Below are 20,497 nucleotides of genomic sequence, written 5' to 3'. Positions count from 1 at the left end.
AAAAGATAAGAATGTATATAATTTAACCCCTACCACGGTGTCGTTTCCTGTGGTATTTTTAATGTATGAAGAAAAACATTTTAAAACAAATTTTCTTTGACGAAAATCAACATTGGGAGTCATTTAAAAAGAAACATAGAGATAGGATCCGTCCAGTAGTCATCAAGGAGGTGGAAAGGTTTCGGGACTGCGGGAATCCGAAAAACGGATTCAAACTTTTTGTTTGTGAAGGCTGCAATGATCCCCGAAAAGTTCCTTATCGATGCAAAGGTCGTTTTTGCACCACTTGTTCTCTTGGAGAGAGTGAGGAATGGAGTCGTCTACTTACAGAAGATGTATTACAAGTGAATCATCGTCATGTCATATTTACAATTGATGAGGGATTACGGGAGATATTTTTATTACATCGTCACCTCCTCAAACCATTGATGGATGAAGCTGCCAAGCTGATTTCGGACTACTTCGGAAAAAAGGCAAAGGTCAAACCGGGTATTATCGCCGGCTTGCACACCTTCGGTTCGCAAGTAAATTTTAATCCGCATGTACATATGTTGGTCACCATGGGAGGGATAACGAAAAAGGGATCGTGGAAAGCATATGATTTTATCCCTTTTCAAATGCTTCGGAAACAATGGCAGACCGTTGTATTGAAGTTAATCCGAAACAACCTGACAAAAAAGGAAAAGAAAAAAGTTCAGTCTCGCTTACAAAAGGCTTTTTCCAAAAACGGAGAAGGTTTCTATGTGTATGCGCCAAAACAAAGAGGAAAAATAAAGGATCAATTACGTTACATTGGCCGTTATATGCGTCGACCTGCGATTGGAATCAATCGGATTGAGGCATATGATGGACAATATGTTACTTTTAAATATATCGATAAAAAAGATAAGCAAGAGAAGTGTGAAACGTTGATGGTAGAAGCGTTTATCATTCGTCTAATCCGCCATATTCCGGATGAGCAATTCAAAACGATTCGTTATTATGGTATGTATTCGAGAAGAAGTAAAAGTTTAAGCAAAAAATTACTAGCTGCATGGCAGCAAGGAAAAAAACGTTGGATACTGAAAGTGAAGAAAACATTACGTCGCCAAACCTGGAGAGAGCGTGTTATTTCCAGTGGGCAAAAAGATCCTATGGTATGTCCGCACTGTGACAATTATTATGAATACATGGGAGAAGTCTGTCCGGAGGACGGCACACTCAAAATAAAAGTAGCATTAACCAAAGAAGCAAGAAGTTATATGGAAAGGGTGATCATCCATCTTGAAGGGATCAAGCAAGAACCAGAAAAAAGGAAAGAGAAAAAAGAAAAAAGGGACCGACCACTTACGTCCGAAGAAGACATTTGTCAACTATCATTGTTTAACGTGTCATGAAGAAGAGGAAATTCCAATGGACGTTGTGAGGGATTTTGACATGATGGATGGGGGCGATCCATCTACTCCACCAAGATTCAGCTGTGAACAATGTGGAGGGGAAATGTTTCCGGAATATTACAAAGGAATACATGGACAGGAATATAAATTATCGGACTTCCGCTAATTATGGTGGATAGAAAAGGACCGGGCGGGGTTTGCCCGGTTTTTCTTATGTGAGAGTTTATAAGTTTTTTTCGTAAGCCTCTTTGAAAAATATCGATAAACTGCGACGTATCTGCTGATAGTGATCGTTTTATTTTACCGCTACAAAATAAATTCCACTTTTACTCGTGGGTACAGTACAAGTGCGACATCCGTTCTCGCTGACCGCGCTCAAGGTGTCTTCTTGCCGCGGACGACTGGTGAGCCACCTCGTACTGTCGGGTCTCACCGATGCCTTCTTCCCGCTGGAGTCTCCGTATATTTCCTTTGCTAGTGTGGAGTTGGATCTGCAAAATTGTATCGTCAAAGATGGTTGTCCGGAGTCGAAAACAACATTGTAGCTACGTCGTATTTTACAACAACTCCATAGGAGACACACCTTTGGTAAAAAGAACGTATTAAGCCAATACGCCTGTAACAATCCATATTTATCGTGGAATTTTTAATGGTTGTCTCAATTATATACTCGTTGTTTGTTTAATATTCGTCATCACGATTGCTGGTGGAGAAGCGTTGTATGTTAATTGGTGATCTATTTTTGATAATGTATTAGCAATTCGCTTTGCCATTTCATATACGAGTGACAATCTTGTGTTCTGTAAAACTGCATATTCCATAAATCCACCAATATTAACTACTCCGGTTAAGTGAATGTTTCCGATAGGGGGAAGATGCTTGTTTAGAGCTGCACCTGGCTTTAATGGACCAACACCCGCAATAAGTTGTCCAACTGAATTACTTTTGCCCAGACAGGCATCAATAGCGACAATAAATGGGTTGTTATGTCTCCTATGAATGATATCCAACTGACTTTGCAAGTTGACAGCATGGATGGGATCAAACAATGTTCCATAGATTGTTATATGTTTAGGATTCTTCCCTGAGAAAAAACTGCCTGCTAAAGGACCAAGTGAATCACCAGTAGATCGATCTGTGCCAATAAATAAAACGACATATTCACATGGGGTAGTCGGAAACCAGGAAATTAATTTCTCACTTAACCGTTCACTGGCACCTGGATCAGAATATAAAACACGAAAACTTTCTTTGCTTTTATGTTTAATTAAATTCATAGCTTATCCTCCATAAACATATTGTTATAGTATACGTTCAAAAAAAGATATCTATACATCAAACGTTTACTTACGGGAGGAAAAGTCATGTGGAAAGCAGGAGTTAAGTGGTTGTTTCTTATATTGGGAACAATGATCGGCGCAGGGTATGCTTCCGGTAGGGAGTTATGGCAATTTTTTGGCGATGAAAGTGGACTGGCTATTTTGTTGTTTGTTATTATGTTTACAATATCGTGTATCGTTATTTTGACGCTAAGCTATGAAAAACAATCTACCGATTATTTATCTGTACTGGAGGCGATTGTTGGAAAACGGCTTGTACGACTTTATGATTATATGATTATATTATATCTATTTACGACCACGGTAGTGATGATTGCGGGAAGTGGGGCGACTGTCCAGGCCTTTCAACTGAATTATTGGTGGGGCGTTTTTTTTATTACGGTTATATTGATCATATTATTTATAAAAGACATAGATGCCGTACTATCCATCAATCAATATATTATTCCGTTACTGTTGGTAGGGTTAATGTTCGTTCTTCTAAATTTTACAATTCACCATAACCTTCCTCTGTTTTCTCCGTGGAATGAACAAAGAAACTGGATGGCGGCATTTCCTTTTACTGCGTTGAATGTTCTTCCGTTAGTTGCAGTACTTGGCGCTATTGGAAGCAAAGTACGTTCTAAAGGGGAAATTTGGATTGCTTCAGTCGGTAGCGGATTAACTTTCGGTATTATCTCATATATTTACAACAATAGTTTAATCCAAATAGCAGATGAAATATTGCTATATGAAATTCCCTTGTTTGCTATATTAAACAATTATTCAACGAACATGCTTGTATTTATGAGCATATTATTATGGATCGCTATATTTACAACTGCCGCTGCAGGAATGCTAGGGATCGTTACACGCATGAAGCGGTTTATTCAATCACCTATTTGGGTGTTAGTTGTAGGTTCGTTGCTTTTAATGCTTCCATTAACGATGTTCGGCTTTTCGACGTTAATTAGTTATATTTATCCAGCCTATGGTATATTAAACTTATATATATTGACACGGTTAGTGCTTTATCCGATTTTCAAAAGCGCATAATATACAGGTAATTGTTGAGTGAAAATCTTTTCTCAAGTAGTTGATTGATGTAAACTTTAATTATCGAGGCATATGGTTGGGGGTTTTACATATTGGAACAAGTGAATGAACAATTAAGAAAACTGTGGGATTATATTACCGGTCCGGAATTATGGATTACAATAGGACAAGGGATTCTAAAAATTATCGTCATTATAATTTTGGCATACGTAATCGTTCGTGTTGGCCGAAAAATAGTAGAGCGGATTTTTCAGCAAAAAGAAGGACCTGTCAGATTATCAGTGAGAAGAGAAGTAACGCTTAAAAAGCTAATACAAAATGTGTTGGCGTATGTCGTTTACTTCATGGCTTTTATTATGGTAATTGAAGCGATGGGTCTTCCAATAGCTTCGTTGCTTGCTGGTGCTGGGGTGGCTGGTTTAGCAATTGGTTTTGGTGCACAAAATCTCGTCCGTGATATTATATCGGGTTTTTTTATTGTATTTGAAGATCAATTTTCAGTAGGTGACTATGTAATCGTTGCTGGTGTGGAAGGGGAAGTAGAAGAAATTGGTTTACGTACGACAAAGGTTCAAAGTTGGACAGGCGAACAGAACGTTATACCAAATGGAAATATTACCCAGGTAATTAATTATTCCATTTATAATGGATTGGCGATCGTGGATATCAATGTACCTTATGAAAATGATATTGTTGCTGCGGAAGCGATTATAGAGGATGTTATTCAAAACTTACCTGAGAAATATCCAGAAATTGTAAATACACCAGTGATTCACGGGGTGCAATCGTTGGAAACGTCACATTATGTAATTAGGGTCATCGCGGATACACTACCTGTTTATCATTGGTTTGGTGCAAGAGTTATCCGAAAAGAAGTAAAAGAGCGGTTATATAAAGAAGGAATCGATATTCCAGCACCGCGTCTCGTTATGTATTCTCGAAATCAGCAGCCGACTGCTCATGACATAGATCATAATGAAACAGAGGAAAGACGAAGGGAGCAATGACATTGTCAGACAAAGAATATGATCTAAATGATATCGTTCAGATGAAGAAACAGCACCCATGTGGTGAAAACCGCTGGAAAATTATTCGCATGGGCATGGATATTAGGATCAAATGTCTAGGATGTGAACGGAGTATATTAATACCAAGACGGGATTTTACAAAGAAGTTAAAAAAGATAATTGAGAAGGCATGAGTAGGTAATTTATTCATTGATAAAGTTATGTAAAGCAGATGGTGTAAGAAAACTAAGCGTACTTAAATAAAAGTAACAAGATAGTAAAATATATAGAAAAATGGCCGATTTGAAGCAACTGGGTGGATAAAAAGTAGTTTTTTAGTGTAGTTTTTACAAAAATGAGCATGAAAGCATGCTTGTTTTTGTTTTTTGAAAACTTGTCAATTAACTCTCTAGTATCTATAATTGATAACAGATTCATATGAATGCAAGACCTTAAGGAGTGGAAGTGGCATGTCATTGACAGCAGGAATTGTCGGGCTTCCCAATGTTGGAAAATCCACATTGTTCAATGCAATTACACAAGCAGGAGCAGAATCGGCAAATTATCCATTTTGCACGATCGATCCAAATGTTGGAATTGTAGAAGTGCCGGACAAACGTTTAAATATATTAACTGAATTTGTAAAACCGAAAAAGACAATACCGACCGCATTTGAATTCACGGATATTGCAGGCATTGTAAAAGGTGCAAGCAAAGGAGAGGGATTGGGCAATCAGTTTCTATCCCATATTCGTCAAGTGGATGCGATTTGTCATGTTGTCCGTTGTTTTCAGGATGAAAATGTTACACATGTATCAGGCAAGATTGATCCGATTGATGATATTGAAATAATTAATCTAGAATTAATCCTGGCTGATTTGGAGTCGGTGAACAAGCGCTATGAACGAGTACAAAAGCTTGCTAGACAAAAAGATAAAGAAGCCGTTCAGGAGCTACAAGTAATTGAAAAGGTAAAAGAAGCATTGGAAGACGAAAAGCCTGTACGATCACTTGAATTTACGGATGAACAAACAAAAATAGTCAACCAGCTACAGTTGTTAACAACGAAGCCAGTTTTATATGCAGCCAATGTAAGTGAGGATGAAATTACACATCCCGAAAAGAATGAATTTGTTCAAAAAGTAAAAGACTTTGCATCAGGAGAAAAAGCTGAAGTAATAGTAGTTTGCGCCAAAATAGAAGCAGAAATTGCCGAACTTGATCAAGAAGAAAAGGAAATGTTTCTTGAAGAGCTAGGAATTGAAGAATCCGGTTTGGATCAATTGATTAAGGCATCTTATGATTTGCTAGGTTTTGCAACATACTTTACTGCTGGAGAGCAGGAAGTGCGTGCTTGGACATTTCGAGAAGGCATGAAAGCCCCACAGGCTGCAGGAATTATCCATACGGATTTTGAAAGAGGCTTCATTCGTGCAGAAACAGTATCATATGATGATCTGGTTGCAGCTGGCTCAATGGCAAAGGCACGCGAAAATGGAAGGGTTCGTTTAGAAGGAAAAGAATACTTCGTGCAAGACGGGGATGTTATACACTTCCGTTTTAATGTTTAGTTTTTTTCGGATACTTAGTAGATAACATGATATGTGCCTATTCCATAATCAAAATGAACCAATAATGAAGAAAATAGTCAGACCAACGGTGCATTTACGAAAAATAGCGTATAAAGGGATCTTCGAATGACTTGTATATTAAGATTTAATTTGATATAATATCTCATCGTGAGTAATTAATTATTGATTATTCCTTGCTCCTAATTATAAGTGTGTCGAATTTTCGATAACTTACAAGGAGTGTTCAAAAGGAAGGATAGAATTATATCAAACTTTTTGAACAACTTCTACTAAAAGGGGCCGCATAGACCAAAAGGAGGTGTAACGGATGAGAGAATATGAAATCATGTATATCATCCGCCCAGATATTGAGGAAGAGGCTCAAACAGCTTTGATTGAGCGTTTCAACAGCTTTCTTACTGATAACGGAGCGGAAATTGATAAAGTCGATGAAAAAGGCAAGAAACGTCTTGCATATGAAATAAACGACTATCGTGATGGCTATTATATTGTAATCAACTTCAAAGGTGATGATCAAGCAATTAATGAATTTGATCGTCAAGCGAAGTTTTCCGACGATATTATTCGCCACATGGCAATTCGAACAGACGATCAATAAAAAGGAGTGATTCTGATGTTGAATCGAGTCGTTATTGTTGGCAGATTAACAAAGGATCCGGATCTCCGCTATACACCAAACGGAGTAGCGGTAGCAAACTTTACCGTAGCAGCCAATCGTCCTTTTAAAAATCAGCAAGGGGAAAATGAAGCTGATTTCATCAATTGTGTTGTATGGCGCAGACAAGCCGAAAATCTTGCGAATTACATGAGTAAGGGAAATTTGATTGGTGTTGATGGCCGCATTCAAACACGAAGATTTGAAGGAAATGACGGCAAAACAGTATTTGTTACCGAAGTTGTTGCAGAAGGCATTCAATTTTTGGAGCCAAAAAGATCTTCTCAAAACCAAAACAGAGATCAAGGTGGACCTGGTTTCCAACAACAAGCCCAACATCAGAGTCAACCACGTACAAATGATGCTGATCCATTCAGTAACGCTGGCGAACCTATCGATATATCTGATGATGATTTGCCGTTTTAGTGGGTATGGATCATAAACGATAGAGTGAAACGATAAAAAATTTGATATTGCAAGGAGGATTAAGTATGAGTGCTCGTCGTGGACGCCCAAAACGTCGTAAAGTATGTTACTTTACAGCAAACGGAATTACACATATCGACTATAAAGATGTTGATTTGTTAAAACGTTTTGTTTCGGAACGTGGTAAAATTTTACCACGCCGTGTTACCGGAACTTCCGCAAAATACCAACGTAAGTTGACAGTAGCAATAAAACGTGCTCGTTCAATGGCTTTACTACCATTTGTAACCGAGTAATAAAAGTTAAAAAATCCCTTTTCATTTTAGCAAATGAAAGGGGATTTTTATTCCACACATCTTATTAGAACGACACGACAAAGAGTGGTGATTAGCAGTCCCGGTAACAAGGGCTGCATAATTCGACGGATCTAGAGAAAACTTATGACGCTCGACGACGTTTTCTTTTTGGATAGATCAAAATAATTTTAATTAATAGGATAAGTATATATACTAACCCAATCCATAAAACACGATCACTAATTGGGAAAAACAATGCTAGAAGCGTATAAACTAAAAAAGGAACAGTCGAACTTAAAGCGCCCATTTTCCAAAGAATGGAGAAATGCAATTTCCGCTTCATTAAGCTGGCAAATTTTTTCCCGACAAATGCAATAACAGATAATAAACCAAAGATAATCACATTTAAAGGCAAATAATAAAAAATAAAGAAATAGATAAGAAAGAAAAATAAGTTCATATTTGTACGAAACCCATCCGGATTTGCAATTTGTTCCAAAAACGATGGTATGGAGACAAGGAATAATAGAATAAACATATAAATAACAATAATATCCATACCGACTCGGTTTAATTTAAAGACTGATCTTTTGCTAGGTAACTGTAAGCTTTGTAAAAAAGTAGTCCAAAAAAGCACGTTTGTCATCCTTTCTCTTTAGTTACTATATCATGATTTCTTCTTTATTCCCCGGGAAATATTCTTTTGTACGTTTTTTGACAACAATTTCAGTCAAATTCTGTTATCATATTAGAATGAGGGATTTTCTCTATAAAGGCAATCCTCTTCATTTTTCCGAACTAATAGGGGTGTATGTCATGAACCAATCAAAAAAACTAACAGATGGCGCGTTATTGACAACAATTTATATTGTATTGTTAATAATGGCCGTTTTTATACCGATCATTTCGGTTTTAATTATTCTCTTATTACCAACACCTTTTATCTTTTATACATACAAATATGGCTGGAAACCGGCACTCCTGGTGTTTGTGGCAGCTCTTATTTTATCATTTTTATTTGCTCCTGTTATATCAATGCCTTTAACCGTTTTAGTAGGTGCTGGCGGAATCATGATTGGTCAATCGCTTCATAGCGGTTTGACACCATATGAATCATGGGCACGTGGTACTGTAGGGTTTATCGCTGGTTTATTATTTGTTTTTATAGCAAGTCAGTTCGTTCTTGGTGTGAATTGGACGGAGGAAATTGATATTCTCGTTGATGAGTCAATGGAAACGAGTACGGCACTTTTGGAGCAAGCTGGGTTGGATCAATCGGAAGACCAACAAGAGCTCGTACGAGAACAAATGAATATGATGAAAAATTTACTTCCGGTCGGTTTTGCTATGACAGCAATTTTTCTTGCTTTTATTTCCCAGTGGATAGGGTATAAAGTGATCAATCGATTGGAGAATAAACAATTGCGATTTCCGCCTTTCCGTCAATTTCAGCTGCCGGTTACTTTAATATGGATCTATTTTAGTGCGTTAATTATTTCATTATTTGATTTGGATCCATCAGGAGCTGTGTATTTGGCTTTACAAAACGTCCTTTATTTAGTCATATTGTTTTTAACTTTACAAGGGTTTTCCTTTGTGTTTTTCTATGCACATCAAAAAAAGTTATCAAAAGCGGTCCCGGTTATCATCGTAATTGCATCTTTTATTTTACCGTTTTTACTGTATTTGGTCCGAATCATCGGTATAATTGATATAGGTTTTGGATTAAGAAAACGGATGATGGATAAATAAATGAGAGTTGCTCTTCAGAGCAGGTGTTTTATACGCGAATAAAGTATTGTTTATATAAGTAAAGAAAGCTTATCTTTTAGTGCATACCTTCGATGTCTTGAACAAAATACGATTACTAGTTAAAAAACTTAGCCCATCGCAGTTATTTGATCGTGAAATCTAACGTTGCACATACGATGAACGGGAACAAACAATATCCTTCTATCGGTAACGCTACGAGTCACTAAGATGTACTTACTTCCACGAATAAGATAGTAGATGTAGAGGGCAAAGGTTTAGTACGGACGCTGCGAAAAGTCCTTTTGTGGAATGAAGACTCAGCCCGTGATGTGTGACTTTCAGCCAGACGCATTAGAAGAGTGTTTTATGTTTTCCCAAATGCAAATGCAAATAACGGCTTTAAGTTTTCTTGAGTTGGATGGGCTGCACGTTTGGTGGTTAGGAACTTCTGGTGCGAGAGACTGTACCCTGAACCTAATTACCTTTACCCATAGTGCTCACGCTTTTCTTTAGTTATAGGAGTTGAGTCAGTATGTCGAATGTAACAAATAAACGAATGCTTGGCGGCCATTTAGTGATTATATATTTATTGTCTATCATTTTGGTAATAGCCATTTGGTATTATGAATGGTTAATCGGCCTCATTATGGCGGTGTTATTAGCTGTTTCAATTTACTACAGCATTCAAAGGGAAAAGAAGTTGCAGGAACAAACGGAAACATACATTGCTACGTTGTCCTACCGCGTCAAAAAGGTAGGGGAAGAAGCGTTGTTGGAAATGCCTATTGGAATTATATTGTATAACGACGAATTTCAGATTGAATGGTCCAATCCATATATGAATCAATTTGGGGAAAACCAATCATTGGCAGGAAAGTCGCTGGAAAATTTGTCGGAAAAACTGGTTCCGGCGATTAAAGAAGGCAAGAATGATATATGGGTGTCATTGGGTCAATACGATTTACAAACAACAATTAAACCATCAGATCGTTTATTATATTTTTTTGATCGTACGGAACAGGCGAAAATTGAATCGTTGTATTATAATGAACAACCGGTCATTGCTATTATCTACTTAGATAATTATGAAGAAATTACACAAAACATGGACGACACAACAAAAAGTCAATTGAACTCTAGAATAACAGCTGCATTGAATAATTGGGCGGAAGCGTTTGGACTATTTTTAAAACGAACTTCACAGGAACGCTTTATGGCGATTATTACGCAGGAAATTTTAGAACGACTGGAAAAGTCTAAGTTTGAAATATTGGATGAAGTACGTGAACTCGTCGTCGAATCTGGACAGAAAAACCCGGTGACATTAAGTATCGGCATAGGTGTTGGGAACATGCCGCTTCCCGAGCTTGGTAAGCTGGCGCAGTCCAGCCTCGATTTAGCATTAGGGCGTGGTGGCGACCAAATCGCCATTCGGGATGAATCAGGTAAAGTACGTTTTTACGGTGGAAAAACAAACCCAATGGAAAAAAGAACGAGGGTGCGTGCTCGTGTAATATCTCATGCTTTGAGGGAACTAATTAAAGAAAGTGATAACGTGATAATCATGGGGCATAAGGCTCCTGATATGGATTCGCTCGGTTCATCCATCGGAATCTTAAATATTGCTAAATCAAATGAAGTGGAAGGATATATCGTTTTTGATGAGGACGATGTGACAGAAGGTGTGCAACGGATTGTTGAGGCCATTCGTCAAGATGAAGAGTTATGGGAATCTTTTGTTGATCCAGATGAAGCTGAAGCAATTATTTCGAGCCGAAGTCTTGTCGTTATTGTAGATACGCACCGGCCGGCGATGGTTGCAGACCGTCGATTACTGAATAAAACCGAGTATAAAGTAGTCATTGACCATCACCGTCGCGGCGAAGATTTTATTGAAGACCCTACGTTAGTTTATATGGAGCCTTATGCTTCCTCAACAAGTGAGCTCGTTACCGAACTGTTGGAATACCAGCCGAAAAGGGCAAAACTGAAAATATTGGAAGCAACAGCGCTTTTGGCAGGAATCATTGTCGATACAAAAAGCTTTGCTTTACGAACCGGATCACGTACATTCGATGCAGCTTCCTATTTACGCTCAAAAGGTGCAGACAATGTGAAGATTCAACACTTTCTAAAAGAAGACATATCGACTTATGTGAAAAGAAGTCAGTTAATCGAGCGTGTGCAAGTGTACCGTGACTCCATCGCGATTACAAAAGCAAAATCAGATGAGGTATACAGCCAAATTTTAATTGCACAAGCAGCGGACACCTTGCTTACAATGAACAATATTTCCGCATCATTCGTTATTTGTAAGCTTGAAGATGGCAAAATAGCTATTAGTGCTCGTTCATTAGGAGAAGTAAACGTCCAGGTTATTATGGAGCGTATGGCCGGCGGCGGACATTTGACGAATGCGGCAACGCAAATTGAAGACACGACTATTGATGATGCAGAAGGTTTATTAAAAGAAATCATTGATGAATATTACGGAGGGAGAGAATCGGAATGAAAGTGATATTTTTACAGGACGTAAAAGGCAAAGGAAAAAAAGATGAAGTAAAAGACGTATCTGTTGGGTACGCTCAAAACTTTTTGTTTAAAAAAAAGCTGGCAGTGGAAGCAACGGCAGGTAATTTAAAAGCGCTTGAGGCTAGAAAACGAAAAGAGAACGAGCGTGAGCAGGAAGAAAAAGACGCAGCAATTGACGTAAAAAATAAATTAAAAGATATTACCGTTGAAATAACTGCAAAGTCAGGCGATGGCGGACGATTATTTGGGTCGATTACGAGCAAGCAAATAGCTGAAACGTTGCAAAAAAATCACGGAGAAAAAGTGGATCGCAGAAAAATTGAGCTGGATCAGCCGATTCGCTCGTTAGGGCATACGCATGTTCCGGTAAAATTGCATCCGGATGTGGAAGCTACAATTAATGTACATGTAAAAGAAAAATAGTTTATATAAAGTAGAAGCGATATAGATAACATCAACGTTTCTCCATAAGGGGGAATACTTATGAGTGATCAGTGGAATGAACGAACACCTCCACATAATATAGAAGCAGAACAAGCGGTTATCGGTGCAATTTTTCTAGAGCCCGAGGCCTTTTCAACCGCGTCTGAGTTACTCGTCCCTGCCGACTTTTACCGAGCGGGACATCAGCGCACCTTTGAAGTAATGATGCAGCTGGCTGATAAAGGGGAGCCAATTGACCTCGTTACGGTCACGACAGCACTTGCTAATGCAAAGCAGCTGGAGGAAGCAGGCGGCGTTTCGTATTTATCAGATGTGGCAAGCAGTGTTCCTACAGCAGCCAACATCGGGTATTACAGCAAAATTGTAGAAGAAAAAGCGCTTTTGCGCCGATTAATTCGTACAGCTACAGATATTGTTTCCACCAGCTTTGAAAAAGAAGATGAAGTATCTGATGTGTTGGATGAAGCGGAAAAAAGTATATTGGAAGTATCTGGCCGTAAAAACACTGGAGCCTTTCGCGCAATTAAAGATGTGCTCATTGATGTTTATGATAATATTGAGCAGTTGCACCACAACGACGCAGACGTAACCGGCGTAACTAGTGGCTATAGGGATTTGGACCGTATAACTTCAGGGTTTCAGCCTAATGACTTTATCATTATTGCCGCAAGACCATCTGTCGGAAAAACAGCATTTGCGTTGAACATCGCGCAAAATATGGCTGTTAATTCCGACGAAAATGTAGCGATTTTCAGCTTAGAAATGGGTGCCGAACAACTCGTCTCACGGATGCTTTGTGCGGAAGGTAACATAGACTCCCAGCGTCTGCGTACAGGAAAGCTTGAACCAGATGACTGGGGAAAGTTGACAATGGCGATGGGTTCTTTATCTAACGCCGGTATTTACATTGATGATTCGCCGGGAATCCGCGTATCGGATATACGATCGAAATGCAGACGTTTAAAGCAGGAACATGGACTTGGGATGATTATTATTGATTATTTGCAATTAATCCAAGGAAGTGAACGGTCGAAGGATAATCGGCAGCAAGAAGTATCCGACATTTCTCGCTCCTTGAAAGCATTGGCACGAGAGTTAAATGTTCCGCTTATTTCATTATCACAATTGTCACGTGGCGTTGAGTCCCGTCAGGATAAGCGGCCGATGATGTCTGACCTTCGTGAATCCGGAAGTATTGAGCAGGACGCCGATATTGTCGGGTTTTTATATCGAGATGACTATTATGATACAGAATCCGAAAAACAAAACATTATTGAAATCATTATTTCCAAGCAGCGTAACGGCCCTACTGGTACAGTGGAACTCGCTTTTGTAAAAGAATATAATAAGTTTGTTGATCTGGATCATCGTTACCAAGAAAGCGATATTCCACCCGTTCATGCATAGAAGTGAATCTTTCATAAGAATATTAAGTAGTTCAGTTAAAGCGTACAAAACAGTACTCTTAACTGAGCTACTTTCTTTGTTAATTTTTCATAAACCGTTGAATTTCTTCGGTTCATTTTAAAAGTAAATTCATTTCACATTTAGGAGAGGAATATAGTGAATTACGACAACAAGACTTTAAACCAATTAAAGGCGGATTTGATTGTTGATGCACATAAGGGGTATCCCTTCCTGCTTGCAGGAGCATTTTATTGGTTGGTTATGGGTGTTTTGAGTTTCTTCATAGAAGATTATAAATTGCTTGCATTATGTTACTTAATTGGTTCGGGTAGCATCTTCCCAATAGCAATCGCAGTCAGTAAAATGTTAAAAGTTAATATGTTAAGTAAAAATCCGCTTGGTGTTTTAGGCGGTATTACTGGAGGAATACAGGCATTTTACCTACCAATCTGGATTATCATCTATATCGAACATTATGAATTGCTTCCAATGGCAATCGGTATTCTAGGAGCCTCTCATTTTCTTCCGTATATATGGATTTACGATAGCAAAACGTACGGAATCTTTACCGTGTCGATGGCTGTCATTGCATTTATTTTCGGCTATATTTTTATTGAACAGGCATTTTTCACGCTTCCATTCTTGTTGGCGTTTATCTATTTAATATCCGTTATTGGGTTAAGGCAGGAGACGAATAAGTTTATTGCTGACCGAGATAATTGATAAGCAAGTTTTTCTAAGTTTTAATCAAAGAGACAGTTGTCATAAGGCGTAAATAATAAAGTAAATATAAAGTGACCATTTTCCGACGTAATGTATGTTAAGATTCAAATAATGTATAGGCGAAAGGGTAGGTGTTAAATATGTCCACAGATGTTATTACGATCGTAACTATAATCTCTCTCGTTATATGGATTGCAGTATCGCGAGAGGCTGTAAAACCAACAGAAGAGATAAATTGGCGAAAAATGATACCATTGCTGTGCGCAGGTGCTTTATCGACATTAGTTATAAGCCTTTCACTTTTTAATAGCCTGCCTTTACAAATGTAATTTTTGTTAACAGAAATAATTCTCGCATAATAATTGGTGCCCGTTCCAGATCTAAAGGTCGGATTGCAGTACGTGTATGAAGTTCAAACAAGTAACTTTAGTCGAATTAATTAATCCTTTCTTAGGGGGTATATGATGGATGTTATGGTGATACGCTCCTTCTCAATAGCTGCCGGTATTGCGGCACTTTCAAAAGAAAAGATGCAAAAATTGGAAAATATAGTAAAAGAACTGGAAGAAAAACTTAGTGGGGATTAGTAAAAATAAAAATTCTCCTCAACTCGTGTGTCGAGGAGAATAACGCCTTAGGGTTGATTAAGGAAACATATTATTGTTTTAAAAAGTCTATTTCTACTTCATTTCTTCGGGCTTCACGTTTAAATAGATATTCACCATTACGAATCGATGCAAGTACCTCCGCACGCTCCCGAATCGCTTCATAAGCATCTTTCGCATCAACAACGATAAAGTTTGCTGGTTTTCCCTTCTCAATACCATACGTATCATTCACTCTCATAATGTTTGCACCGTTGTATGTGATCAGATCGAACGCTTTGTTGATCTCGTCAATGTGCGTATAATGAGCTAAATGAATGCCATTATCTAAAATATTCATCATATTTCCATTGCCTAATGGATACCAGTAATCTGCTATTGAGTCTTGAGCAAAGGCGACATTATTTCCGTTATTTAACAATTCCTTTACTCGTGTCAAGCCACGACGTTTCGGATAAGTATCGCCTCGTCCTTGTAAATGTGCGTTTTCGGTCGGGCAAGAAATAAAGTTAATGTGAGATTCTTTAAATAAACCGAGCATTTTATTAGCATAACTGTTTTCTACTGAGCCAAAGCTGCATGTATGGCTTGCTGTTGTATATGTTCCATAATGTTTTTCCATAACAAGCGCATTTAATACTTCTAAAAACCGACTATTCGGATCATCATTTTCATCGCAGTGAATATCAATCATGACGTTATGTTTTATTGCCATATCAACGATCCGTTTTAATGACTCCACACCGTGTTCATATGAAATTTCAAAGTGGGGGATTCCGCCAGCTACGTCAGCCCCCATTTCAAGGGCTTCTTCCATTAATCGTTCTGCCCCTTTATATCTAAAGAACCCTTCCTGAGGGAATGCTACAAGTTGTATTGTAACGATATCTTTCAATTCTTCACGTAGCTTAATTAAAGCTTTCATCCCTGTTAAATGAGGGTCAGTAATATCTACATGCGTACGAATAAATTGAACTCCATGACTCAATTCTTTTTGAATGCCTTTAAGCGCACGCTCACGTACCATATCTTCCGTCAATGATTTCTTATTATCACTCCAGCGCTGGATACCTTCAAACAACGTACCTGAGACATTCGCATTTCCTTCTCCTAGACCTGAAAAGATATAATCTAAGTGTAAATGAGGGTCAACATAAGGTGGCAACACGAAGCGGTCTTTTAAATCAATGACTGCATCTGCGTTGTTTAAGTTATTCCCTATTGCTTTAAATTGACCATTTTCTACTAAAATTTCATGGGATTCCGGGGCCCCATATATATTGGCATTAATAAACTTCTTCATATTAAATTACTCCTTTACTCACTCTAATATAATGCATCGACATACTAATTAGTATAGCAGTTGTGAATGAAAAACAGGAACTCTTACTCCTAAGAAATAGCCTGTTCAAGATTGTGCGTGGAAGTTTTAATGACATGTTTTATTAATTAAGCAATGATGGAATAAAAGTGCGCATTGGTAAGAATAACGTACGTCCTTTTCTAACTGGTCGTTTTTAGTTTTTTTCTTTGTCAAATTAAGCGAGACATTATGTTTTTGTCTTTTTGACCCACATGATCCATGAAACATTCAATCGGCAGGGATCCTACCTTATTGCGTCCGCCGTATGGTGCATCAACTGATAATGTTAAACAGATTGCAATAGATATAGGACTGCCTATTGTCATGTGGTCCGTTGATTCACTTGACTGGAAAAGCCACGATGCAATAGCAGTAAATGAGGAAGTGATGTCTAATGTCACCCCAGGTTGAATCGTAATATTGCACGATATTGACCCTTAAACGGCTGATGCCCTACCGCAATTATTGACCTCCCTGGAGAAGCAAGGGTATGAGATAGCAGGATCTTTTGTCGTTTGGATAAGAGAAGTTGACGGTGCTGGTGTTACACAAACATTCGAGTTAAAATTAGTAGCTTTTATAGTATTATTAGCTACGTTTATAATTCCGCTAATTATGCAGGTTGTATGGATGATTCTCAATTCGAAAAAGGGTAGAGTGAATTAAGCAATTGAGGGTATTATCCCGTAGAATACACTTGAAGGAAGGTTACAAAGATGCTAATAACAAGCTCTTTTAAGAAGGGGAATACCACTCGTTATTATGGGAGGTATTTCTTTATTTTTAAAAGATAAGAATGTATATAATTTTGTGCATAGCTGTCTTGCCTTTTTTGATTATGCTAATAACGGTTTATCCAATTTTATTGGTTAGAACACCCAATTCCGAACCTTAAGCATAAAGTAGCTCAATCGGAAATAACCAGCTTATCTTACAATATGAATTGAAAAAACGGAAGACCAAACGATCAATATTTGTATTTTTTAGATAATCTAAATACATCTTTATATAAGATAACTAAATATTATACAACAAATAAAATATTGTTGTCAATAGTAAATTTGCATTATTTTAGAATATATGGTATTATGTATATACAATAACTTTCAGGTAACAACATTTGTTGATCGGACGCAACTTCTTTTTGAAGAAACTTTGGGTGCGGTTTTTTTACATTTGGAAACAATTATTTCGTATCATTCGATGGTATGATCACAGCCACACTGATAAAAATTGGTAAAGGTAAAATTAACGATTTACGATTTGCTATAATATATAAGGAGAGTGGGTTAATGAATTTAATAAATGAAGAAATAACTCATAAAATATTTGGTGAAGGAGATATCGTTGGTCAAGACGATTCATTTATTACCGTTCATTTTAATGAAGGAACCAAAAAATTTGTTTACCCTGATGCTTTTGGACAATTTATAAAACTACAGGATCGAGATACCGCAAAATCTCTAAAGAAAATCATTTCTAAAAGAGAGGCGGAAGAAGAAGAACTGGAAAAGAAACGTGAAGAAGAAAGGGAGCAACTGGCGCTTGAACAGCAGCTTAAGGAAAAAATAAAGAACAATAAAATTCATGAAAGCTCACAAATTGTTTTCTGGCTGGACGAAGAAGAACAACAAAGTGTGTTTTCCGACTGGCAAGTATCTACAGGCAAGGTTCAAACCGGGAAGAGCAAAGGGGAGCCTAACAGACCCGCTCGATTGGGCCCTAACAGTGCAGGCCTTTTGACTGCAAGAGGCTCAGATCAACCGGAAACAGATAGACAAATTCTGGGCCTCTACATGGTAAATGAAATATTTACCGGCAATCTTAGCGATGATGGAATGGTCCCTGCTCATACGGAATTCAGAATTAAACTAACTAAGCAAGAAGCTGAGGAAATGCTTTTCTGGTCTTATTATATCAATAAGAGCCATCCTCATCGGATGACGTGGAATTCTGGTAAATATCGTTATTTTGATAATGTCTGGACCGCTCAAATCCTAAAAGATATCATTGCATTAAAAACGGATAAAGAAGAAATCAAATTAGCTGAAAATTTCCTGGAATACTTCTGTAAAATGAATGCCCTTGACATGGATAACATTCCAGAGGCTAATGGTGCTTTAAAGCAATAGTGTCCTTTGATTGACCACACAATTGTCAAATTTTCTTGACTTACAGATTTTATAGCCTTTTTAGGGTGTTCCTTTTCTGGAGCACTCTTTTTTTATACCTTATTAGAATTATCTTTATTATCATTTAAACTCTACTTTATTAAATTATCACATAGAATGACTCCGTTTGGTTTAGTTATTTCTACGATATGAAAAGTGCTATTTTTAACCTCTTTCCACAAGAAAGTCGCATAAAATTGCATTAGAATCGGGCGTGTAGAATGAATACTTTTTCTGAAGAAGGTTAAAACTACCCTTAACTTTTAGAGAGGGTGTTTTTTTATGCCAAGTTTAAAAATGTTATTTCAAAATGCAGCAGATATTATAGAGTCTCTAACCGATAACCATAAGAATCCATTACATATCGGTGAAGCGATGGCGTCTTGGACATACCATGCTTTTGTAGCTAATGCTATCAGTATTGTGGAAATTGGTCTTAATACAACAGATAATGCTAAATTGAAAAAGGTGCTTCAAGATAGCTATAAAGTCATGAAGTCACATCGAAAAGAACTGGCTGAGTTTTTGCAACAGGAGGGAGTCCCCTTATCGGATACACCTGAATCCAAACCCAAATCTGATCCGAGCGTTGTTCCGCTTGGAGCAAAATTTACGAATAATGAATTGTGTAACACGGTAACTCTTAACTTTATTGCAGCTGCCGATTTGTGTGCAGCATCAGCAAGCCAATGTCTCCGGACGGATGTGGCGCTGATGTTTCTTAAGTTCCAAACTGATAAACTGTCTCTTGGGCTGAAAGCAAAAGAATTGATGCAAGAAGAAGGATGGCTTAAAATTCCGCCATCATATAACCAACCTGGGTCTATTAGACAAAAGTAAAAGCTGATTGTTTTCCGCAGAATTTGACAAACGGTCGTTTTTCCGTAAAGATTGGCCTACATTAATACATAGGAGTTATATACTTAACAAAAGGGGTTTGTAAAACCTCTTTTTCTTTTGATTTTTTTTAAAAGTCGCGTAATATAAAAATTGCATATGTTAGATATATATTGCTTGGAATGTGGGTGGGCTTATGAGGAATAATGTGAAGATTGCACGTATTAAAGCTTCTCTCAAACAAGAACAATTGGCTTCGAGAACGGGAGTAACACGACAGACAATTGGGTTAATTGAAAAAGGAACCTACAACCCAAGTCTTCAGTTGTGCGTAGCAATCGCCAAGGCACTTAACAAAACTTTAGACGAGCTATTTTGGGAGGTTGAAGAGAAATGAAATCTTGGATATCGTTTTTGTTACCTAATGATGAATATAAACGGAAAAGTATGTTGTACTTTTATTCGGAGGGAGCAATAATTCTTTGTACCTCACTAATTGTAATGCTTATTTGCAGCAACTATTTTAAAATGGATGTAGGAATTGTATTATTATTGTCTATTGCTATTTTTCTTTTGTATGTCACAACAAGATATATTGTGTCAGGTATTGAGTATACAGAGGTGGCAACAGAAAAAGCATATAAAATAGAATTAAAAGTAATTTTTGTAAGGGTTATTGGTTTTATTATTATCTTTACAGTACTGAACATAATCTGGAGTGGATTCCCTAATGAGATTGACGAATGGATTAATATTTTAGGGTTATTATTAAGTGTAGGTTTAGTTTGGTTTGGTTCTTCTCAAGTTTTACTTCTTTGAAGCGATCCTATAACAAAAATAAGGATTTATTATAATTAGTATAAGCTAGAAAATTACGTTGTGGAATAAGTGTTGTAACAGAATTAGATCATATAATAGCGCTCTTCAGCCACTACA

Annotated in this window: 24 protein-coding genes; 21 read left to right on the top strand and 3 right to left on the bottom strand. The window is 37.5% G+C overall.

The annotated features are described in order from the left end of the window. Positions 1 to 65 precede the first annotated feature (65 nt). Positions 66 to 1,376, top strand: coding sequence for an IS91 family transposase (locus ACLIBG_RS14625; RefSeq protein WP_439313210.1), 1,311 nt, complete (start codon positions 66 to 68; stop codon positions 1,374 to 1,376). Between the two features lie 16 nt (positions 1,377 to 1,392). After that, positions 1,393 to 1,542: a hypothetical protein gene (locus ACLIBG_RS14620; RefSeq protein ID WP_439313209.1), complete on the top strand. Its 150-nt coding sequence runs from the start codon at positions 1,393 to 1,395 to the stop codon at positions 1,540 to 1,542. A 496-nt stretch (positions 1,543 to 2,038) separates the two neighbouring features. Here the strand turns inward: ACLIBG_RS14620 and yyaC are convergent, their stop codons facing one another. Next, complete coding sequence (gene yyaC, locus ACLIBG_RS14615) at positions 2,039 to 2,653, bottom strand: spore protease YyaC (protein WP_439313500.1); 615 nt, start codon at positions 2,651 to 2,653, stop codon at positions 2,039 to 2,041. An 87-nt stretch (positions 2,654 to 2,740) separates the two neighbouring features. Between yyaC and ACLIBG_RS14610 the strand changes: the two genes are divergently transcribed. The 7 genes from ACLIBG_RS14610 to rpsR all read left to right on the top strand — a co-directional run bounded on the left by ACLIBG_RS14610 (position 2,741) and on the right by rpsR (position 7,727). Further along, positions 2,741 to 3,751: a YkvI family membrane protein gene (locus ACLIBG_RS14610; protein WP_439313499.1), complete on the top strand. Its 1,011-nt coding sequence runs from the start codon at positions 2,741 to 2,743 to the stop codon at positions 3,749 to 3,751. Between the two features lie 101 nt (positions 3,752 to 3,852). Next, positions 3,853 to 4,758, top strand: a complete 906-nt coding sequence (locus ACLIBG_RS14605; RefSeq protein WP_439313501.1) for a mechanosensitive ion channel family protein — start codon at positions 3,853 to 3,855, stop codon at positions 4,756 to 4,758. Then, positions 4,755 to 4,952 (top strand): DUF951 domain-containing protein, encoded by a 198-nt coding sequence (locus ACLIBG_RS14600; protein WP_439313498.1) that lies wholly within the window; start codon positions 4,755 to 4,757, stop codon positions 4,950 to 4,952. Before ACLIBG_RS14605 ends, ACLIBG_RS14600 begins: the two co-directional genes overlap by 4 nt. Positions 4,953 to 5,228: 276 nt before the next feature. After that, entirely contained in the window at positions 5,229 to 6,329 is a 1,101-nt protein-coding gene (gene ychF, locus ACLIBG_RS14595; protein ID WP_439313497.1) for a redox-regulated ATPase YchF, read from the top strand. 328 nt (positions 6,330 to 6,657) lie between these two features. After that, positions 6,658 to 6,948 carry a 30S ribosomal protein S6 gene (gene rpsF / locus ACLIBG_RS14590; protein WP_439313496.1) on the top strand — a complete coding sequence of 97 codons (291 nt, stop codon included), beginning with the start codon at positions 6,658 to 6,660 and terminating at the stop codon, positions 6,946 to 6,948. A gap of 15 nt (positions 6,949 to 6,963) precedes the next feature. Next, positions 6,964 to 7,431: a single-stranded DNA-binding protein gene (ssb, locus tag ACLIBG_RS14585; RefSeq protein WP_439313495.1), complete on the top strand. Its 468-nt coding sequence runs from the start codon at positions 6,964 to 6,966 to the stop codon at positions 7,429 to 7,431. 65 nt (positions 7,432 to 7,496) lie between these two features. After that, positions 7,497 to 7,727, top strand: a complete 231-nt coding sequence (gene rpsR, locus ACLIBG_RS14580; protein WP_439313494.1) for a 30S ribosomal protein S18 — start codon at positions 7,497 to 7,499, stop codon at positions 7,725 to 7,727. Between the two features lie 142 nt (positions 7,728 to 7,869). On the opposite strand, the gene ACLIBG_RS14575 is transcribed toward rpsR, so the two are convergent. Further along, on the bottom strand, positions 7,870 to 8,364 hold the full coding sequence (locus ACLIBG_RS14575) for a hypothetical protein (protein ID WP_439313493.1): 495 nt from the start codon (positions 8,362 to 8,364) through the stop codon (positions 7,870 to 7,872). A 179-nt stretch (positions 8,365 to 8,543) separates the two neighbouring features. Between ACLIBG_RS14575 and ACLIBG_RS14570 the strand changes: the two genes are divergently transcribed. The 6 genes from ACLIBG_RS14570 (at position 8,544) to ACLIBG_RS14545 (ending at position 15,172) form a co-directional block, all read left to right on the top strand. Next, the gene (locus ACLIBG_RS14570; protein ID WP_439313492.1) at positions 8,544 to 9,479 is read left to right on the top strand and encodes a YybS family protein; all 936 of its coding nucleotides are present in this window, start codon (positions 8,544 to 8,546) and stop codon (positions 9,477 to 9,479) included. A gap of 532 nt (positions 9,480 to 10,011) precedes the next feature. After that, on the top strand, positions 10,012 to 11,991 hold the full coding sequence (locus tag ACLIBG_RS14565) for a DHH family phosphoesterase (protein WP_439313491.1): 1,980 nt from the start codon (positions 10,012 to 10,014) through the stop codon (positions 11,989 to 11,991). Continuing rightward, complete coding sequence (gene rplI / locus ACLIBG_RS14560; protein WP_439313490.1) at positions 11,988 to 12,434, top strand: 50S ribosomal protein L9; 447 nt, start codon at positions 11,988 to 11,990, stop codon at positions 12,432 to 12,434. The genes ACLIBG_RS14565 and rplI overlap by 4 nt, the downstream gene beginning before the upstream one ends. 60 nt (positions 12,435 to 12,494) lie before the next feature. After that, on the top strand, positions 12,495 to 13,862 hold the full coding sequence (dnaB, locus tag ACLIBG_RS14555) for a replicative DNA helicase (protein ID WP_439313489.1): 1,368 nt from the start codon (positions 12,495 to 12,497) through the stop codon (positions 13,860 to 13,862). Between the two features lie 156 nt (positions 13,863 to 14,018). Then, complete coding sequence (locus ACLIBG_RS14550; RefSeq protein WP_439313488.1) at positions 14,019 to 14,585, top strand: DUF7010 family protein; 567 nt, start codon at positions 14,019 to 14,021, stop codon at positions 14,583 to 14,585. A 464-nt stretch (positions 14,586 to 15,049) separates the two neighbouring features. Beyond that, positions 15,050 to 15,172 (top strand): hypothetical protein, encoded by a 123-nt coding sequence (locus ACLIBG_RS14545; RefSeq protein ID WP_439313487.1) that lies wholly within the window; start codon positions 15,050 to 15,052, stop codon positions 15,170 to 15,172. A gap of 70 nt (positions 15,173 to 15,242) precedes the next feature. On the opposite strand, the gene ACLIBG_RS14540 is transcribed toward ACLIBG_RS14545, so the two are convergent. Further along, complete coding sequence (locus ACLIBG_RS14540; RefSeq protein WP_439313486.1) at positions 15,243 to 16,493, bottom strand: amidohydrolase family protein; 1,251 nt, start codon at positions 16,491 to 16,493, stop codon at positions 15,243 to 15,245. A 312-nt stretch (positions 16,494 to 16,805) separates the two neighbouring features. On the opposite strand from ACLIBG_RS14540, the gene ACLIBG_RS14535 reads away from it, so the two are divergent. The 6 genes from ACLIBG_RS14535 (at position 16,806) to ACLIBG_RS14510 (ending at position 20,380) form a co-directional block, all read left to right on the top strand. Further along, positions 16,806 to 16,964 (top strand): hypothetical protein, encoded by a 159-nt coding sequence (locus tag ACLIBG_RS14535; protein WP_439313485.1) that lies wholly within the window; start codon positions 16,806 to 16,808, stop codon positions 16,962 to 16,964. Positions 16,965 to 17,018: 54 nt separating this feature from the next. Further along, entirely contained in the window at positions 17,019 to 17,219 is a 201-nt protein-coding gene (locus ACLIBG_RS14530; protein WP_439313484.1) for a DUF3923 family protein, read from the top strand. 626 nt (positions 17,220 to 17,845) lie between these two features. Then, positions 17,846 to 18,685, top strand: coding sequence for a malate synthase (locus ACLIBG_RS14525; protein WP_439313483.1), 840 nt, complete (start codon positions 17,846 to 17,848; stop codon positions 18,683 to 18,685). 321 nt (positions 18,686 to 19,006) lie between these two features. After that, positions 19,007 to 19,564, top strand: a complete 558-nt coding sequence (locus tag ACLIBG_RS14520; RefSeq protein ID WP_439313482.1) for a DUF3231 family protein — start codon at positions 19,007 to 19,009, stop codon at positions 19,562 to 19,564. 193 nt (positions 19,565 to 19,757) lie between these two features. Continuing rightward, positions 19,758 to 19,958: a helix-turn-helix transcriptional regulator gene (locus ACLIBG_RS14515; protein ID WP_439313481.1), complete on the top strand. Its 201-nt coding sequence runs from the start codon at positions 19,758 to 19,760 to the stop codon at positions 19,956 to 19,958. Next, positions 19,955 to 20,380, top strand: coding sequence for a hypothetical protein (locus tag ACLIBG_RS14510; RefSeq protein ID WP_439313480.1), 426 nt, complete (start codon positions 19,955 to 19,957; stop codon positions 20,378 to 20,380). The genes ACLIBG_RS14515 and ACLIBG_RS14510 overlap by 4 nt, the downstream gene beginning before the upstream one ends. Positions 20,381 to 20,497 lie beyond the last annotated feature (117 nt).

Origin of the sequence: Virgibacillus sp. W0181, assembly GCF_051846915.1 — a bacterium.
In the GTDB taxonomy this organism is placed as follows: Bacteria; Bacillota; Bacilli; order Bacillales; family Amphibacillaceae; genus JBPYCR01.
This window is presented reverse-complemented; position numbering and strand designations above follow the sequence as displayed.

Excerpts from the sequence above, each read along its gene's own strand:
- ACLIBG_RS14625 (WP_439313210.1), top strand. The coding sequence starts at position 66 with ATGAAGAAAAACATTTTAAAACAAATTTTCTTTGACGAAAATCAACAT.
- ACLIBG_RS14620 (WP_439313209.1), top strand. The coding sequence starts at position 1,393 with ATGGACGTTGTGAGGGATTTTGACATGATGGATGGGGGCGATCCATCT.
- yyaC (WP_439313500.1), bottom strand. The coding sequence starts at position 2,653 with ATGAATTTAATTAAACATAAAAGCAAAGAAAGTTTTCGTGTTTTATAT.
- ACLIBG_RS14610 (WP_439313499.1), top strand. The coding sequence starts at position 2,741 with ATGTGGAAAGCAGGAGTTAAGTGGTTGTTTCTTATATTGGGAACAATG.
- ACLIBG_RS14600 (WP_439313498.1), top strand. The coding sequence starts at position 4,755 with ATGACATTGTCAGACAAAGAATATGATCTAAATGATATCGTTCAGATG.
- ychF (WP_439313497.1), top strand. The coding sequence starts at position 5,229 with ATGTCATTGACAGCAGGAATTGTCGGGCTTCCCAATGTTGGAAAATCC.
- rpsF (WP_439313496.1), top strand. The coding sequence starts at position 6,658 with ATGAGAGAATATGAAATCATGTATATCATCCGCCCAGATATTGAGGAA.
- ssb (WP_439313495.1), top strand. The coding sequence starts at position 6,964 with ATGTTGAATCGAGTCGTTATTGTTGGCAGATTAACAAAGGATCCGGAT.
- rpsR (WP_439313494.1), top strand. The coding sequence starts at position 7,497 with ATGAGTGCTCGTCGTGGACGCCCAAAACGTCGTAAAGTATGTTACTTT.
- ACLIBG_RS14570 (WP_439313492.1), top strand. The coding sequence starts at position 8,544 with ATGAACCAATCAAAAAAACTAACAGATGGCGCGTTATTGACAACAATT.
- ACLIBG_RS14565 (WP_439313491.1), top strand. The coding sequence starts at position 10,012 with ATGTCGAATGTAACAAATAAACGAATGCTTGGCGGCCATTTAGTGATT.
- rplI (WP_439313490.1), top strand. The coding sequence starts at position 11,988 with ATGAAAGTGATATTTTTACAGGACGTAAAAGGCAAAGGAAAAAAAGAT.
- dnaB (WP_439313489.1), top strand. The coding sequence starts at position 12,495 with ATGAGTGATCAGTGGAATGAACGAACACCTCCACATAATATAGAAGCA.
- ACLIBG_RS14545 (WP_439313487.1), top strand. The coding sequence starts at position 15,050 with ATGGATGTTATGGTGATACGCTCCTTCTCAATAGCTGCCGGTATTGCG.
- ACLIBG_RS14540 (WP_439313486.1), bottom strand. The coding sequence starts at position 16,493 with ATGAAGAAGTTTATTAATGCCAATATATATGGGGCCCCGGAATCCCAT.
- ACLIBG_RS14525 (WP_439313483.1), top strand. The coding sequence starts at position 17,846 with ATGAATTTAATAAATGAAGAAATAACTCATAAAATATTTGGTGAAGGA.
- ACLIBG_RS14520 (WP_439313482.1), top strand. The coding sequence starts at position 19,007 with ATGCCAAGTTTAAAAATGTTATTTCAAAATGCAGCAGATATTATAGAG.
- ACLIBG_RS14515 (WP_439313481.1), top strand. The coding sequence starts at position 19,758 with ATGAGGAATAATGTGAAGATTGCACGTATTAAAGCTTCTCTCAAACAA.
- ACLIBG_RS14510 (WP_439313480.1), top strand. The coding sequence starts at position 19,955 with ATGAAATCTTGGATATCGTTTTTGTTACCTAATGATGAATATAAACGG.